This is a genomic window from Cytobacillus oceanisediminis 2691 (genome assembly GCF_000294775.2).
GTDB lineage: Bacteria > Bacillota > Bacilli > Bacillales > Cytobacillaceae > Cytobacillus > Cytobacillus pseudoceanisediminis.
Genome location: NZ_CP015506.1, coordinates 193639 through 209808, shown reverse-complemented (window position 1 = coordinate 209808; position 16170 = coordinate 193639). Strand labels below are relative to the sequence as shown.

Annotated in this window: 14 protein-coding genes; 2 read left to right on the top strand and 12 right to left on the bottom strand. The window is 36.6% G+C overall.

The annotated features are described in order from the left end of the window. The first annotated feature begins 24 nt into the window (after positions 1 to 24). A complete protein-coding gene (locus A361_RS01155) occupies positions 25 to 861 on the top strand; it encodes a TetR/AcrR family transcriptional regulator (RefSeq protein ID WP_009336376.1) in 837 nt (278 codons plus the stop codon). 85 nt (positions 862 to 946) lie between these two features. Here the strand turns inward: A361_RS01155 and A361_RS01150 are convergent, their stop codons facing one another. From A361_RS01150 to A361_RS01105, 9 genes are all read right to left on the bottom strand, one after another. Further along, positions 947 to 1585, bottom strand: coding sequence for an O-methyltransferase (locus A361_RS01150; protein ID WP_019381205.1), 639 nt, complete (start codon positions 1583 to 1585; stop codon positions 947 to 949). A 15-nt stretch (positions 1586 to 1600) separates the two neighbouring features. Beyond that, the gene (locus A361_RS01145; protein ID WP_009336380.1) at positions 1601 to 1927 is read right to left on the bottom strand and encodes a hypothetical protein; all 327 of its coding nucleotides are present in this window, start codon (positions 1925 to 1927) and stop codon (positions 1601 to 1603) included. A 138-nt stretch (positions 1928 to 2065) separates the two neighbouring features. Then, positions 2066 to 3091: a siderophore ABC transporter substrate-binding protein gene (locus A361_RS01140; RefSeq protein ID WP_026041659.1), complete on the bottom strand. Its 1026-nt coding sequence runs from the start codon at positions 3089 to 3091 to the stop codon at positions 2066 to 2068. Positions 3092 to 3299: 208 nt separating this feature from the next. Continuing rightward, entirely contained in the window at positions 3300 to 4067 is a 768-nt protein-coding gene (locus A361_RS01135) for an ABC transporter ATP-binding protein (RefSeq protein ID WP_009336384.1), read from the bottom strand. Continuing rightward, positions 4064 to 5017, bottom strand: a complete 954-nt coding sequence (locus tag A361_RS01130) for an iron chelate uptake ABC transporter family permease subunit (RefSeq protein ID WP_009336386.1) — start codon at positions 5015 to 5017, stop codon at positions 4064 to 4066. The genes A361_RS01135 and A361_RS01130 overlap by 4 nt, the downstream gene beginning before the upstream one ends. Then, entirely contained in the window at positions 5007 to 5960 is a 954-nt protein-coding gene (locus A361_RS01125; RefSeq protein WP_009336388.1) for an ABC transporter permease, read from the bottom strand. Before A361_RS01125 ends, A361_RS01130 begins: the two co-directional genes overlap by 11 nt. A gap of 341 nt (positions 5961 to 6301) precedes the next feature. Continuing rightward, positions 6302 to 6691, bottom strand: a complete 390-nt coding sequence (locus A361_RS01120) for a ribbon-helix-helix protein, CopG family (RefSeq protein WP_009336391.1) — start codon at positions 6689 to 6691, stop codon at positions 6302 to 6304. A 218-nt stretch (positions 6692 to 6909) separates the two neighbouring features. Continuing rightward, positions 6910 to 8072 (bottom strand): IS3 family transposase gene (locus tag A361_RS01115; RefSeq protein WP_099049166.1). Its coding sequence is split into 2 segments (ribosomal slippage): positions 6910 to 7814 and positions 7814 to 8072, totalling 1164 coding nucleotides; the frame shifts between segments, so codons are not numbered across the junction. A gap of 554 nt (positions 8073 to 8626) precedes the next feature. Continuing rightward, on the bottom strand, positions 8627 to 9007 hold the full coding sequence (locus tag A361_RS01105) for a hypothetical protein (RefSeq protein ID WP_162271995.1): 381 nt from the start codon (positions 9005 to 9007) through the stop codon (positions 8627 to 8629). Between the two features lie 684 nt (positions 9008 to 9691). Between A361_RS01105 and A361_RS01100 the strand changes: the two genes are divergently transcribed. Further along, positions 9692 to 10393 (top strand): hypothetical protein, encoded by a 702-nt coding sequence (locus tag A361_RS01100; protein WP_019381140.1) that lies wholly within the window; start codon positions 9692 to 9694, stop codon positions 10391 to 10393. Positions 10394 to 10457: 64 nt separating this feature from the next. On the opposite strand, the gene A361_RS01095 is transcribed toward A361_RS01100, so the two are convergent. The 3 genes from A361_RS01095 to A361_RS01085 are packed head-to-tail and all read right to left on the bottom strand — an operon-like array spanning position 10458 to position 16168. Then, positions 10458 to 12356: a TnsD family Tn7-like transposition protein gene (locus A361_RS01095; protein WP_162271994.1), complete on the bottom strand. Its 1899-nt coding sequence runs from the start codon at positions 12354 to 12356 to the stop codon at positions 10458 to 10460. Beyond that, positions 12313 to 14022: an ATP-binding protein gene (locus A361_RS01090; protein WP_019381142.1), complete on the bottom strand. Its 1710-nt coding sequence runs from the start codon at positions 14020 to 14022 to the stop codon at positions 12313 to 12315. The genes A361_RS01095 and A361_RS01090 overlap by 44 nt, the downstream gene beginning before the upstream one ends. Beyond that, on the bottom strand, positions 14000 to 16168 hold the full coding sequence (locus A361_RS01085; RefSeq protein WP_019381143.1) for a Mu transposase C-terminal domain-containing protein: 2169 nt from the start codon (positions 16166 to 16168) through the stop codon (positions 14000 to 14002). The genes A361_RS01090 and A361_RS01085 overlap by 23 nt, the downstream gene beginning before the upstream one ends. Positions 16169 to 16170 lie beyond the last annotated feature (2 nt).

Below are 16170 nucleotides of genomic sequence, written 5' to 3'. Positions count from 1 at the left end.
ATCAAAAAGGAGTGACACCATTACATGAGCAAAAAGCAATTAATTATGGAAAGCGCTTTAGAACTCTTTGCGAAGCAAGGGTTTGAAGCTACATCTGTACAGCAGATCACAGAGCACTCCGGTATTTCCAAAGGAGCTTTCTACTTATCATTCAAATCAAAAGATGAACTGATCATGGCCTTGATTGATCATTTTATGGAGCAATTCGTTTCAGATATTGACCATATAGTCAAAGACTCGAATAACACGGGAAAAGAGCTTTTAAGAAAGTTTTTTTATACCACATTCCACTCCTTTCAAAAGCATTCAGACTTTGCCAAGATTTTTATTAAAGAACAGGCACATACATTTAACGAAGAGCTTATATCAAAAGGGCGGCACTTTGACCAATTAATCGATGATATCACCCTATCCATGCTTGATCAGTTATATGGAGAAAGTGTCCAGCATACCAAATACGATTTAATCTATTGCATCAAAGGCTTTATGCATGTGTACTCTCACTTATTTTTATTTTTCAATGTGCCTTTGGATTTGGACCTTCTGTGCAGATCACTTGCAGAGAAAACAGAACTTCTTGCAAACAATTCGACTATCCCGTTTATAACCGACGAGCTTTACGAGATGTTCAGGAAGACGGGACATGAAGAGATGACTCACGGGCAACTAATTGAAATTATGGAGCAAAAAATAGAGGAATTAGAAGACTCGATTGAAAAGGAATCCCTCATCCTGCTAAAGGAGGATATACAGGAGCGCAGCTTGAATCCTGCTATCGTAAAAGGGCTGATTACAAATATCAGAAACAACCCTCATTGCAGATGGATTGCTTATCTGCTTCTCCATTACTATGAGGTTTAAACAATAAAAGGCAGAATGCTTTAGCAAGCATCCTGCTTTTTGTGTATGGTGCATATTTACCTTATATAGATTGCGAATAATGTTTTTATTTTTTTACTTTTGAGATAGTCAGCCCATCACCAATAGGAATAAGCACAGATTCCAATTGAGGATGGTTAGCCACTGTTTCATTAAATTTTTTCATGAATTCAGTATGACGTTCAGGTTCAGCACTCTCGTCTGCTACAGTGCCTCTGGCCAATACATTATCACAAACAATTAATGCTCCATTTTCCGCTAGTCTGATGCAATAATTTAGATAGTTTTCGTAGTTTTCTTTATCTGCATCGATAAAGAAAAAATCAAATTGTCTATTATCGCTAACAAGCTGTTCGAGACTTTGCAGAGCTGGTCCGGTTAAATATGATACTTGACTGCCAAAACCGGCTTTAGACAGATTAGTATTCGCTAATTCTGCGTAGCTCTCCATAAGTTCAAGGGAAGTTAATGTTCCTGACCGATCGAGCCCTCTGGCTAAGCAAATCCCGCTATACCCCCCAAGGGCCCCGATCTCCAGGACATTTTTTGCCCCTGACATGGATACTAGCAGCGTAAGAAGCTTACCAGTAGAAGGAGATACTGAGATGGATCGCATACCGTTCTCTTTTATGGAATTAAGAACCTCCTCTAAAATATCATCTTGGCTGTAAAAAACTGAATCGATATATCTGTTAATTTGTTTCATTTTCCCCGCCCCTTTTTATTTTTTCTCTTCATTGGAATCTTCCTTGTCTTCCGTTTTGCTATTTACTGCTTCCCCTTCTTCAAATTCGTAAAGCTCAAATAACTGTACGAATTCGCTGATCACCATATCAATTGCTTTTAGTTCCCCGACTAGGATCGGATTAATTGATTGCAGCTCTGGTGTTTCTAATTGTTTCTTTAGTGCAGAGCGTTTAAGGCTCATTCTCTCTAAAAAGGTAAGGGCTCTTCCTCTGCGAAATGTTTTTGCACCGCGATCCCTTCGTTCATGACCATCTTTTTGATGTCTGTTTTCACCACGAACTCTATGTTTTTCGTTATTCATAGTAAGCCGCCTTTCTTCGTATACACATGTATACGATGCATCATTTTAAATTGTATACACATGTATACAACCAGTCAATAAAAAGGGACTGCCAGAGGGTCAGTTTTCACTGACATTCTGGACAGTCCCTTACATAGTTTATTTCAACTCAGCTAAAACTTCTTCAATTTTAGCAAGCTCGGATTGTAAACCGCCTCCGCTTAGGTACCATAGAGGTCCATCTAAGTAAACGATTCTTTTATTTTTAAAGGCATCAGTTTTCTTAATGATGTCGTTTTCCATATCAGCTTCAATATTAGAGTCGCCACCAGTAGCTGCTGTTCGGTCAATTACAAATAGCACTTGTGGGTTAAATTCCAGGACGGCTTCAAAACCGAAGTTAGAACCGTGAGAAGAAGACTCGATATCTTCTGTTACCGGCTTGAATCCATAAATGTCATAAATGTAGCCGAAACGGGAGTTTGTTGCAAAACCTGATAATTTTCCTTCATTGTACATTGTAACTAGAGAGGTTTCGTAGTTTCCAGCTAAAGCTTTGATTTCTTCTAAAGCTGAATCATATTTTGCCATGTATTCTTCAGCTTCTGCTTCTTTATCAAACATTTTCGCCGCTAGATCTACAGAAGATTGGAATGTGTTCCAGTAATCAGTCTCAGAAGTACCAACAAACACGACAGGAGCGATTTCTTTTAATTCTTCATAGAATGCTGACTGACGCCCAGAGATAAAGATTACATCCGGATCCATTTCAGCGATATCTTCAAGTAAAGGTTCCTTTAATCCACCAACGCTTTTATACTCATCAGATGCGTATTTTTCAAGGTGAGCTGGCAGGGTAGAATCTTTTGCAACCCCAACAATTCCTTCAACACCTAGAGCATCTAATGTATCTAAGAAACCATAATCGAATACAGCAATTTTTTCTGGCATCTTTTCAAATTTCACATCTTCAAAATTAGTTGTACCACCCTCATTGCCTTCAGTTGAGGCAACTGTTGGAGATACCGTCATTGGATAAGCAGAGCTTCCTTCTGTTCCAGCTCCATTTGTTTCTTCCTCTGCACCTTTATCAGTTGATTCTTCTTTTGAAGCTTCTTCGTTAGAACCACATGCGGCAAGCAATAATACCATAGCTGCTAACAATGCATAAAATAGTTTTTTCATCTTTCTTAACTCTCCCTTTTCATTTATTATTTGATATTGATTATCATTATCAATCATGATGATAATTATTATTGAATAATCTTTATTAGTCAATAACTTTTTGATATTTTTTTAAATTATCTTCCAATTTTTCAATAATCTTACACAAAAAAGCTAATCCCTGAAGAAATCCAATAGATTTCTCCAGGTATATTTAATACTTCATTGTTTACGTATGTGAATTAAAATAGACACAAATTCTGCAGCCATTCTGTTCTTGAATTGGAATATCCATATCATAAATTTCACGAAGCACATCAGAATTTATGATTTCACTGGTCGGCCCATTTTTCATCAGCCGGCCATTTTTCAACGCTACGATACGATCAGAATAAACAGATGCAAAATTTATGTCATGCAAAACAATGACAACTGTCTTTCCAAGTTCATCAACCAGCTTGCGCAAAATTTTCATAATTTGAACTGAATGCTTCATATCCAGGTTATTTAAAGGCTCATCCAGCAGGATATAATCCGTATCCTGAGCAATGACCATTGCAATGAACGCCCGTTGCTTTTGACCACCTGATAATTCATCTAAATATTTGCCTTCCATATCAGCTAAATTCATATATTCAATGGCTTGATCAACAAACTTTTCGTCTTCAGCCGCTAAGCGACCTCTTGAATAGGGATAGCGCCCAAATGACACAAGCTCACGCACTGTCAATCTCACATTAAGGTAATTGGCTTGTTTCAAAATGGATACTCTCTTTGCAAAATCCGAAGACTTCCACTTTTTCACATTATTCTGATCGAGTAATACCTCACCTGTATCTGCTTCTAATAAACGGCTTACCATAGAAAGAAGTGTTGATTTACCAGCACCATTCGGTCCAATAAAAGAGGTGATGGTCCCCGGCTCGATTGTGACTGTAACATCCTCTACAACAGGCTTTTTACCAAATTGTTTTGTTAATCCCTTGATTTCAATCATCCTGCTGCCCTACTTTCCTTAAGTAATAGATAAATAAAGTAAATACCGCCGATAAAGTTAATAATGACACTTAATGTTGTACGCAACTCAAAAATATGTTCCACAAGGAAATTACCGCCGACCAATGCAATAATACTGATCAAGCTCGCCCCTAATATGTGGATGGAGTGTTTATATGTCACCAGATATTGATAGGAGAGATTGGCAACAATTAATCCAAAAAATGTAATTGGTCCGACAAGCGCTGTAGATGTGGCAATTAAAACAGACGATAAAATTAAAATTCTCATTACCATGCCGTCATAATTAATGCCAAGATTTATCGCATTTTCGCGGCCCAGTGACATAACATCCAGTTTATCCATAATAAGGTAGCCATAGAGAAATGCAAGAAATAGGATGCCAATTGAAATAAATAATAACTCAGCCTTTACGTTTGTAAAGGTCGCAAACAACCGGCTTTGAAGACTCAAATATTCGACTGGATCTATCAATACTTGCAGGAATGTGACAAAGCTTCCCAGAAGTGTCCCTATAATCATCCCTATTAATAGAAGAAAATAGATGGGATGCTTATCAGCCCTGAACAAAAATCGATATAAAATCAGGGCAAAGACGACCATGGCAAAAATGGCTGCGCCAAAGTTTAAGTATTTATTTAACACCCACACTGACATCGACCCTGCAAAGAAGTAGATTAATGTTTGTACTACTTGATACATAGAATCAAGGCCCATAACAGAAGGTGTCAAAATACGGTTATGTGTAATTGTCTGGAACACAACTGTAGAATAAGCAATTGCGATTCCTGTTATAACCATCGCTGTAACTCTGAGCATACGCTTAGGAAAGGCATAATCAAAGCCGCCTTTAATATCATAAAAGCCATATAACAAAATAAACACAAGAGCAATAGCTGCTAAAATCATCAGTTTTGTACTATTTCGCATATGCTCTCCCCCTAAGCAGCATCGTTAAGAAGATTGCACTGCCTATCACTGCCACTGTTACATTAACTGGAATTTCATAAGGATGAATGATGATGCGCCCTAGAATGTCACATATTAATAAGAAGACAATCCCTAACACCGCTGTATGCGGAATTGTTTTGCGCAGGTTGTCACCTAAATATAAGGAGACAATATTGGGAACTATGAGCCCTAGAAATGGAATTACCCCGACAGTAAGGACAACCGTTGTCGATATAACCGCAACAAGGACCAGACCAATATTTAGTACTAGCTTATAGCTTAAACCAAGATTTCTCGCAAAATCTTCACCCATTCCGGCAACTGTAAATTTATTCGCATAAAGATACGCTAGAATAATAGCTGGAATACTAACATATAAAAGCTCATAACGGCCAGCAATAATCAAAGTGAAACTTCCCATAAGCCAGGAAGATATATTTTGCAGCAGATCCGCTTCATATCCAAAGAACGTTGTAATAGAAGATAGTATATTTCCATACATAATTCCAATTAACGGAACAAAGATAACATCTTTAAATTTTATACGATCTAAAATCTGCATGAAGAGAAATGTACCCGCTAAAGCAAAGGCAAAACTAAAAATAACTTGCTGTGTATAGGTTACATTCGTAAAAAACAGCATGGAAATTAAAATACCCAGTTTTGCTGCATCCAAAGTTCCAGCAGTTGTTGGTGATACAAACTTATTTCGGCTTAAAGACTGCATAATTAAACCGGCAATACTCATCCCTGCCCCCGCTAATATTATCGCTAATAACCGTGGGATGCGGCTGATAAGGAAAATATGTGTTTCATCTGATTCCCAATTGAGCAGATCCTTTGGCGTTATATCTATTGCTCCGATAAATAGCGAGATAAAAGACAGAACGATGGCTGCAATTCCTAACATCCATAATCTCATTAATAACCCTCATAACATGTTTATTATCAATCAACAATTGAAAAAATCATTATTCCAAGTTAAGGAATAGGAGTAACTCTATAAAACTATTTTTAAAAGAATGATAATCATTATCATCTAATAGCAAAAAAAAGAACCTTGATATGTATAACTTTTTGGTTTATTGAAAATGATTATCAACTTGCCACCACAATTAATGTATCACAAAAAATAATAAAAGAAAAGAGGCAGATTGTAAATTCCGGCAATTGTCTAAATTTATTCTCACTTTAAGATATAGTAGGAAGCTCACATTAAAAGGAGATTCAAACAGAAAAGTTGAAACTCCCATTTGCTTGCCACTATAGTGTTTTAATTAGAACCCGAATAGCTTCCGATACGTCGATCTGATTCTCCTGGCAGTGATTCGTGAGCTGCCGATACGTTTCCTCATCCAGCCTTACATGAACAGTGTGTAAATATTTTTCAGAATCAAGTTTTTTTGGCCTTCCTCTCGTAACTTTTCTTTTGCCGCTGCCATCTTTCCATACATTTATGATGACATATCCGTGTTTTTGAATCCAAAGATCACAATCATACTCTTTCCACATTGTTTTGGCTCTTTGCAGGAACTCAAGTTTGAATTTTACTAGCTCATCACCTTGAAGTCCTTTCATGATCGCTTTTTCCATCGCCTTATGCTCGTTAAATTGGAGAAATTGGTCGTAAGATTTGAATGTTAATTCTTTCATTATTCCGCTCCCATTATCTATTATCTATCTATAAAAATCATACCCTTTAAGAAAACGGTTGTAAATCCTGACTAAATCCTTAACTTCCTTCATTTTATTTACATTAGACGGCAAAATTTTTACTGTTTATATGAATGCTGAATGATATGCAATTTCTTATTAAAAAAAGACCCAATCTGCACATAACCCTGTCAAGTAGACATTGAAAAAAGAGTATACTAAGCTGCGGCCTTTTCTCGATATTCTATCGGGGAAAGGTCGTTTAATTTACTTTGAAAACGGTCTTGATTGTAAAAATGTATATAATCCTGAATTGCTACGTAAGCTTCTTCCATTGTTTTGGGACGTACTAAATAAACTTTCTCCGTCTTTAAATGAGAAAAGAAACACTCTATACAAGCATTATCATGACAGTTTCCTCTTCTTGAATGGCTGCCTATAACTTGGAGGTCCTCCTTCACTTGTTTTTCGTATGCTTTGGTTGTATATTGAAACCCCTGATCTGAGTGGATTAAAGCATTTTTTGCGAACTGCTTGCCTTCTAGCTGTTTTATAGTATCTATGACTAACTTAAGATCGTTCCTTTCAGATAACTGCCATGAAACAATTTCATTGTTATATAAGTCTAAAACAGCTGACAGATAGACAAACTCATCCCCAACTCGGATGTAAGTAATATCTGTGACGAGTTTTTCATACGGTTTTTCAGCAAAGAACTCCCGATTTAAGACATTGGGAAATAAAACGGATCCTTTTCGTCCATAGAATGGACGTTTCTTGCGAATGACAGAACGAATACCTAATTCCCTCATTAATCTTCTGACCCGTTTATGATTAGCTACAATTCCCTCCCGGGAAAGAGCCCTTGTCATTCGTTTATATCCGTAGTAAGGATGCATTTTGTGGATGGCTAAGATATGCTCTTTTACTAAAATATTCTCCTCAAGACGGATTCTTCGTATAGGATTTGTATTGCGCCACTTGTAATATCCTGCTTTTGAAACTTCCCCAATTTTCAGTAGCCACGCAAGGGGATACTTTTCCCTTAAATTATCAATAATTTGAAATCGATCTGCTTTTAGGACCATTCCTTCCCATGTAGATTTGGATTGCGCTTTTTTAAGTATTCCACCTGCGCTTTCAGATAGGCATTCTCTTCTTCCAAATTATTAAAGTTTTTCTTATTCCAATGCCCACGCTGGTCATCAAATGATTCTCCGTTTCGTACTTTTTTAACCCAATTTGCAATTTGGGCATCACTTTTAATACCAAAATGTTCTCGAAGCTGTTTATAAGACCATTTCTCCTCCAACTTCAAACGAACAACTTCTCGCTTAAACCCCTCTGTATAGGTTTTAAAGGTTTGTCCTTTTTTGGCCATAGAAAAAACCCCTCCAAGTAGACTAGTAAGAACATCATATCATGTTCTCTTTTTTTACTGTCTACCTGAAGGGGATAATAACAATCCAGTAGTTGGATTGGGTCTTTTTTGATCAGACAGTATGAATGTTGTGGAGCAGCAGTTTTCAATTCGGCATCCCCGACTTTACTGATCCAGCATTATGTTAAATGACAACAAAGTCGGGTACTGTAAAACACTGAAACCCGCATTCCTATGTTTAAAATTCATTTCGTAAAAAAAGATAGTTGGGTACCGACTTTTTTCTAGCTTTACAACAAAGTTGGGTACTCGACTACCTAAAATATTATATTTTTGTAACTGTTACTTGCTGTTGATCACCAACAAAACGAAGACCATTCTTATTTTGTGTAATCCGTTCAACAAAGAAGGACTTGGGTATATAATAACCAAGTTTCTCATCTCTTTTAATACCCAAATGTACCATTGCATCATTAAATTGATCATGGAATACAATTTCACAGTCTATATTTGTGGGAGTTCCAATTACCTTTGACTTATCAAACAGTACCCCTTTAGTTATCTAATAATTTGGGGAGTATGTAAAAAAATACATATTTGTCCTTATTGTTATTAAAAACTTTTTTTGTGGGTTTCTGACGAAGAGAAGGAATAGTAATTGTTCCGTTTTTCACATTGTTCCACCCGTCAAGGCTTTTAAATTGCTTTAATTCTGTACTGTTCTTTACACGTTGAACAATTTTCTCAATTGCTAATAGATGACAAAAATTTTCTTTATCAAATTTTAAATTAACTGTGAAAGTGATGGGCTTGTCACCAGATGTATCTAATACTCGGTACTGAAATGTGTAAGGATTCAGATAACTATCATAAAAATCACACAATAAACTCAGACTAATTTCATTTATCTTTGGACTTTGAGCTAAATTATACAATTGATGAATAGACGTAATCATAGTTTCTCCCCAAGAATTTCTTTTATATCTATATAACTAAGAGAAAGCCCTGATCAACAATAATCAGGGCTTTCTCTGTTTGCAACTTTAAGTCACGTCTCATTTTTAAGTTCTCCGACGGGGAGAATTCGGGAGTTGCAGCCCGAATGACTTTTCAGTCCCTTATTTTAATATATTCAACTAGTCAAAAAAAAATTCTAGATGTTAACCCATTTTTACAAATTCTGCAACTTTAAAGGTCACGTCTCATTTTTTAGTTCTCCGACGGGGAGAATTCGAGAGTTGCAGCCCGAATGACTTTTCAGTCCCTTATTAATACCCTAGGTAATAAAAATCAAAACTTTGCAACTTTAAAGGTCACGTCTCATGTTTAACCTCTCCGACGGGGAGAATTCGAGAGTTGCAGCCCGAATAAATTAACTACAAACATATACTAACATATAAAATAATATTGGTCAAGGGAAGAATATAGCTTAAATAAAAATTAGATTCAATTACCCCGAATATCCTTTATAAGGATATTCGGGGTAATTGATCGAAAATCCTTTTTTTATCAAAAAATTGTTGCCAGCTCTTTTTCTCGCTCATCCCTTGCTGTTTATTCATGAAATTCTTTGGTAATATAAGGGTATATACTACTTGGACAGGTGAAGGGTGAGGGCCTTGAAAGAAAATACAATTGATAAAGCAGAAAAATATAATGCTTTTTTTTCCGATTCAGATTCCAACTCGCAAGAAGAGGATAGGAAAGCTGATAATAAGAAAAGGTTAGCTCTGGAGCATGCTTTAGATATAAGGAAATTTGAAATTGAAATGTATTGGAAAAGAGCCACCTACTTTTGGACCTTTATTGGGGCGACGCTTGCTGGTTTTTTTCTTCTTATTTCAAGAATGGACTTAGATAAAAGAAATTCAACTGATGGTATAATTTTACTCGCATTGTGCTCTTTAGGATTCACTTTTACATATTGTTGGTATTTAGTAAATCGAGGGAGCAAATTCTGGCAAAATAATTGGGAACGACATGTTGATATGTTGGAGGATGAAATAATAGGTCCCCTTTATAAGACTGCTATAAACATGCAATCTGCAGAATTTTGGAAGTTACATAAGGAATACCCCTATTCTGTTTCAAAGATTAATCAATTACTCTCACTTTTCTTAGTTTTCACCTGGATTGTATTTGGTATTTGGGCATCTATATACTTTGATCTTTTTGATAAACAAAATCTCATTGCATATGCATTATGTCTAATAACATTTATTTTCGTTCTTATGGTATCATTTTTTGGATTATCCGAGTTAAATCTTCAGGAAAAAGATAATCGTGAGATTTTTGTTAAGAGAAATAACTTCCTCAAATAATTTTTGGTTAATGGTTTTCTGTTCTCCATACGCGATCAATAAGGATGCCATATCATTGGCATCCTTATTTTACTTTTATTAAATTGTATTCATTTACTTTTAATGTAACAAAACGTTTTACATCATCGGATACAGATTGCTTTAGTCCCGCTAAGCGGTGTATTTTCCATTCTGAAATAGGTTCGCCAGTATAACTTAATTTCTGAATAATAAATTCCACTCGACGCTTTTGGTAAGCTACTGTATCCTCTGTGTTTTTAATAATATAATCCATTGTAGTTGGTAACTTAACAGCATAATTTTCAATCATTGCAAGTTTCTTTAATTTTTTACCAATTGAAGTAACAGTAATCCTTGTTGGCTTTTCACAATCTCTATCCCAAGTTCGAATCAGTTGCTTTACTTTTTTTAGCAACTCTTTATCCCTTTGCTCCCAATCAACACGTTGATTGGGAGTTTGTATTTTTTTCTTTAAAGGAGAAAATTCATTAAGCCAATCAGGGGCATTCCGATACAAAAAAGCATAAACATCTGGAACCAGCTTCCTTAATTCTGTTTTGGATTTTTCAGGATAATTCTCTTGAAGTTTTATCCATTTATTTTTTCTTTCAGTTAATTGAATTTCATTTTCCCCTAAAGACTGATTGATGTTTTTATTTTTAGATTTTGGCAATGTCCAGGGGACTTTTAATTGAAGTTCTGCGGCATATTTTTTAATCGTTGATCGATCCGCTTGCATTTCCTTTGAAATTTCTGTAAGAGTGTTGCCATCAATGACCAATTCTGTCAATTTAGCTTTCCAAACGTGACCGTAATCTTTTATTGTTCCAATGCAGTATTTATCATCCTTGTTTTTGTCTGGCCCTCTTCTTGAAAAAACAAAACCGCAATCACAACGGAAAGTCCCCACAGGTTTTCTAGTGTTGTAACAAATGGTGATATTTAAATCAGTTACAACTGTTTTTTTATAATTAGAGCACGCTACGTTAAGACATAACCAAGGTCCCTCCCCAAACGGGATGTATTCTTTATTGTCAAACAAATGGTCTATATCTATATCTAAAAAAATCATTACCAATAAGTGCCTTATCGGATGAAAAGACTTACGATGTTTTTGAAAAATCTTAGTCAGCCAATCCGATTCTTCAAAGATTACTGGTGACTGCAATAGTTCCAAAGTTTTGTCGGAGAATCTTGCACCAAAACTTTGATACAGTTTGTCCCTTTTCACCATACCGTTTACAGTTGCATACCCTTTTTGCTTCAGTAGTTCCATATATTTTAACCGTATGGTATTATCCATCGATTGAAGAAGGGTGTTGTTTAAAACAGATTCGGTTGCTTTTGAAATCTTAATCAAGAGATGAAACTCTTCTGTATTTAATTCATTTAAATTTACTCTTTGCCTTTCAACATCTGGGGTTGCAACAATAAACTCATGTTGGTTTTGAGATTTGACTGAGGCATTCGTTTCTTCCAATACAATTTCATGTTTTGGACATACAAAAATACCAGGAGCTTGGAGAACCCGCCTCCAATACGTTTCACCATATGAGCCCATGTCCTCTTTGATGCAATCACTACACACCCAAAGATTCGTTTTTAATTTTACTTTGCTTGCCGCAATGCCAATTCTTGTGTGAATCGTGCTTCCTTTACTCTCCAACATAGACTTCTTGACTTGTTTTGACTGATTCGGAAGCAAGAAAGCTGCATAATAAGGGTACATAGTATGATTAAAAATCAATTGGTCAGCATCACAATAAGAACCCATTTGATTCAGTAAAATATTTATATTAGCAGGCAAATCCCAAACGGAACGAACTGTCCGTTTTCCAAACAGTTCTTCTATTGTCATTTTGGGACTTATATTTCCAGACCACACATGATACCGTGCCAAAACGCTATACAACAGTTCATCAGGATAAGGTGTCGGAAACCAATGCAGCATCTTCTTCATCATCCCAGAATTCATCTAATGTTTGTTTAATGATACCTTTATCCAGAAAATATTCATGTACTGATATTTTCTTTTTCCTTGCTTCTTGCATTAATTGAACCAAGTAATTTTCGCTTGATAAGTAAACCTCTTTTTTCTTGGCGGTTCTTTCTGCTTTCTTTTCGTCTTTATCAATAAGGAGCTTGACCGCCTCTTTTAGCAATGTTGATTTATCGATTTCTTCCTCCGACTTTTTGAACACTTTCTTTACTGCTCCATCGACTAATTTTGGGTCAAAGTCCATTTCTAACAATAGCAATGTTACCTGTTCCAAAAGAGATTGCTCTTTCTTCTGACGTTTTTTCTGCTGCAACTTCTTTTGAATCCGAATCTTTTCCTGCAAATCAAGGGATGCTTTGTATTTTTCGATTTCCTCATCCATATCAATTGGACGAATGTCCTCGTATTTGGCGAACTCACTAGGTATGCCAGACCGTAACGCATCCAGCATTGGTTTTACCAACCGTAAACTGTCATTTGCCACTTGTTTCATAATTTGCTTGGTTATTTTTTCATACCCCGTTACAATTGCTTTTATCTGTGAGAACATAAAGAGTTTGACCGCAATATCAAGAATACCTTGACTCTCCTCATAAAGAAGATCGCTAAATTCACTTGTTAATTCAGTGAAATTCTGTGTCCATTGATACTCCCACATACCCTCAACAAATAATTCCCAGGATTCATCTTTTGGCATCTGCGACCAAACCATATCTCCTTGACCGCTTCCGCGTCTTGCCTGACGAAATTCACTTTGCAAAATGGAAATGGCTTTATTAGTTCCAACCATTAAGACAGGAATACCAATCGTGTTAACCAATGTTACGAAGAAGTTCAACATTTTATCAGAACCGCCACTTTTGCTAAGGCTAAGATGTTGAACTTCATCAATGATTAAAAGTCCGATCCCATGGCGGCTTGCTAAATGTGCCATTCGCTGCATCATTAAATCCGTTGTATTTTTTTGTGCCCCGAATTTATTTAAATAATTGGAACCGAGTAGCCGATCAAGTTCAGAGAAAAAACTCATACACAAACCTTTTAAAGAACCATCAAACGGACAATCGAGCTTCAGCCAACTTATCTGTGTAAATTGAAACGGTTTTCCCTTGTATTCTTGATGCTTGATAAGTTGCGGATAAAATGACAGCACTCTCTCGATTGCAGTTGATTTTCCTATACCTGATAGTCCAATGATGGTAAAACCAGTCGCTGTCCGTTTTGCTTCAGTTTGGTACGTTTTTAAAAACCTACCCTCTTTAATCGCTTTGTAGCTTTCATGAACCCTTAGCACTTCTTCTCTATTCATTGGATTTCGACGCAAGTAACCTTGACGAATCGCACTTGAAATTCGCTGTTCAAGGTCCAGATGCTTTTCAAACGGCTGGAAGTATTGAAACAATCTTTGCACACAATGAAAGCGATAAGTGGCATTTAAAGAACGTTCCTTTTCGTCATGCGGAGGGAAAACTGATAATTGTTCGATTACGTCATCCTCCGTGAAAATGGGAGGAAGAGCTTCAATTAAAGGATTATCTTCGTAATCTTGAACAATCTGCTCGCTGTAAATAGCGTCCACCATTTCTTCACCATGAAGTATCTGTGATTCACTTGCTTCTAACCCTTGCACGATTCAACTTCTCCTTTTGTTTTTGACGTAATAATTCGATCTTTGAAACACCTTGTTTTGGTGCCGTTTCCTCCACAATTTTCTCATCAATCGGTAGCGTACACTGCTGTGCATCTGCAAGTAAAAAGGCTTCTTCTTTCTGTCTTGCTTCTTTTTCCGCTGATCGATTACCACGAATTCCTTTTACTTTTTGGTTGTTGCTTATTTCCACCTTCTCTTTATCCAACGACTTCTTCGCCTTTTCAGTAATGTGTGCTATCTTGCTATCTAAATCGGAATTGGCCTGCTTTTCCTCATGTGAATATCCCTGTTCCTTAAACAATTGATAGTTAAAGTAATATTCAACTTCTTCCATGGTTTTGCCACTATATTTCTTTTGGTGATCAAGCAGCGTTGCCACTTCATAGCTTCTGCCATCTTCACTAGGCAAGTATATGTGGGACATATCTCTTGAATCGTAGCAAATTGGTATTTTCCAGCTCTTTACACTTGCTTCACCGAACCAATTTTCTTTTAATGCGGTTTCACTGCTGAAACGCATCTTTTTAAACACGATGCCTTGATCCGTTACCGTTGCATTTGCGGTCGGTAGGAGATGAAGTTTTACGATATCCTCCGAATAAGAACGGAGTTTACCTGAACGGTTTTTAATCCCCCAATTCCAAAGTACTCGCGGAATAAGAGAAACCTCATCCTGAATCATCATTTCATCTTGATTATAGTTTTTTAGCCAATGATGATTATTGTGGTGCAGGACACAATGAATGATAACACTTGTGAATTCTTCCAATGTTAGGGTAGCGTCAAGGCGGTAATCCCTGTCACCTCTTACCCTGACATCAGTATCTACCATTCCAGGTAAAAATGGTTTAACTTTTGTGTTGATTACCCGAAAGTGCTGCTCGACAATCCCTTTCCAATCTGCTCGATATGGCGGTGTATTTTCTACTTTCATATGAAAAGCGTTAATAAGCCGCTCCACATTGTAACCTTCTAGTTCTCCGCGGTCTGCTAATAATACTTGAGGAAGGTAATGACAATCCCACTCTTCTTTTGCTATATCAATTCTGTATTGCTTACAATAAGAAACTTTATCGCTTGCGGTATTGGCTAATGCCATCATCGCTCCAAACCAAGAAGGCCCTTCAAGTCCTACATATAAGCCAACTACCATTCGGCTAAATACATCTATGACCACATAAATTACAGGGCGACCGATAATCCAATTCCGATTAAAGGAACTTACCAGATAAACATCAGCAACCGTCGCATCGATTTGATATTTCGTTCCTGGTCCATATAAATCACCTACGGATGTTCCCAGAACCGCACGATGTTCTAATTCGTATTTTCGGTTTCCTTTTCTTTTACGAAGTTTTTCTTCCGCTTTATAGGTCTTCTGATACCAAAACTGGAATTGCCTATATGATGGGAGCTTATCCTGATTCTGAAGAATGGGCAACTTTACACCACATTCATAGCGGTAGTCCTTCACAAAGAATGTTTTGAGCATTAAATCATATGTCTTTGCAAGTGGGTTTTGTTTAACTGTATGATAAAATCTCTTAACACTAACCTCAAAAATCCTTTTGATTTCATCATTAATAACGATGCCTTCTCCAATTGTTGATTTAAACTTTCTAGGTCGTCCCGTTTTTACGGTAAAATTCTTTTCCTTTCCCTTTCCTCCAGAATTTTGAAAGTCAGGCAACAAAGCATTCTTTGATTTGCCTCTTTGCCAATATTGGGTCAAATATTTATAAAGCAGCCGTTTCGTCTTTCGCGTACTCTCCATAGCATGGCGAATCAGGGGACCTCTTTTCTCGGCATCAAAAATTTCAGGTTCTTTTAAAACCATATCCTTGATGCATTCCCACCGTTCATCTCGCAACAACCTGCTTTTTTCGGGAAGCTGTTCATCATCTTTATAAATAAACCCAAAAGGATCTTCATCGACAAATGATAATAATTGATCCGAATCCATTTGTTGTAAATCAGAGATTTTCCGCTTAATGGGAAGGGTTTTTTCTTTTTCCATGTCAATGGTGAAACAAACAACGTTGCCTTCATCTATCCAAATAATTCGTTCCAATCGTTTTTTGCCATCAGCTGCTTCGATATTAATAATGTCATTGATTACAAACATTT

Coding starts and splice junctions, on each gene's coding strand:
- A361_RS01155 (WP_009336376.1), top strand. CDS start 25: ATGAGCAAAAAGCAATTAATTATGGAAAGCGCTTTAGAACTCTTTGCG.
- A361_RS01150 (WP_019381205.1), bottom strand. CDS start 1,585: ATGAAACAAATTAACAGATATATCGATTCAGTTTTTTACAGCCAAGAT.
- A361_RS01145 (WP_009336380.1), bottom strand. CDS start 1,927: ATGAATAACGAAAAACATAGAGTTCGTGGTGAAAACAGACATCAAAAA.
- A361_RS01140 (WP_026041659.1), bottom strand. CDS start 3,091: ATGAAAAAACTATTTTATGCATTGTTAGCAGCTATGGTATTATTGCTT.
- A361_RS01135 (WP_009336384.1), bottom strand. CDS start 4,067: ATGATTGAAATCAAGGGATTAACAAAACAATTTGGTAAAAAGCCTGTT.
- A361_RS01130 (WP_009336386.1), bottom strand. CDS start 5,017: ATGCGAAATAGTACAAAACTGATGATTTTAGCAGCTATTGCTCTTGTG.
- A361_RS01125 (WP_009336388.1), bottom strand. CDS start 5,960: ATGAGATTATGGATGTTAGGAATTGCAGCCATCGTTCTGTCTTTTATC.
- A361_RS01120 (WP_009336391.1), bottom strand. CDS start 6,691: ATGAAAGAATTAACATTCAAATCTTACGACCAATTTCTCCAATTTAAC.
- A361_RS01095 (WP_162271994.1), bottom strand. CDS start 12,356: ATGATGAAGAAGATGCTGCATTGGTTTCCGACACCTTATCCTGATGAA.
- A361_RS01085 (WP_019381143.1), bottom strand. CDS start 16,168: ATGTTTGTAATCAATGACATTATTAATATCGAAGCAGCTGATGGCAAA.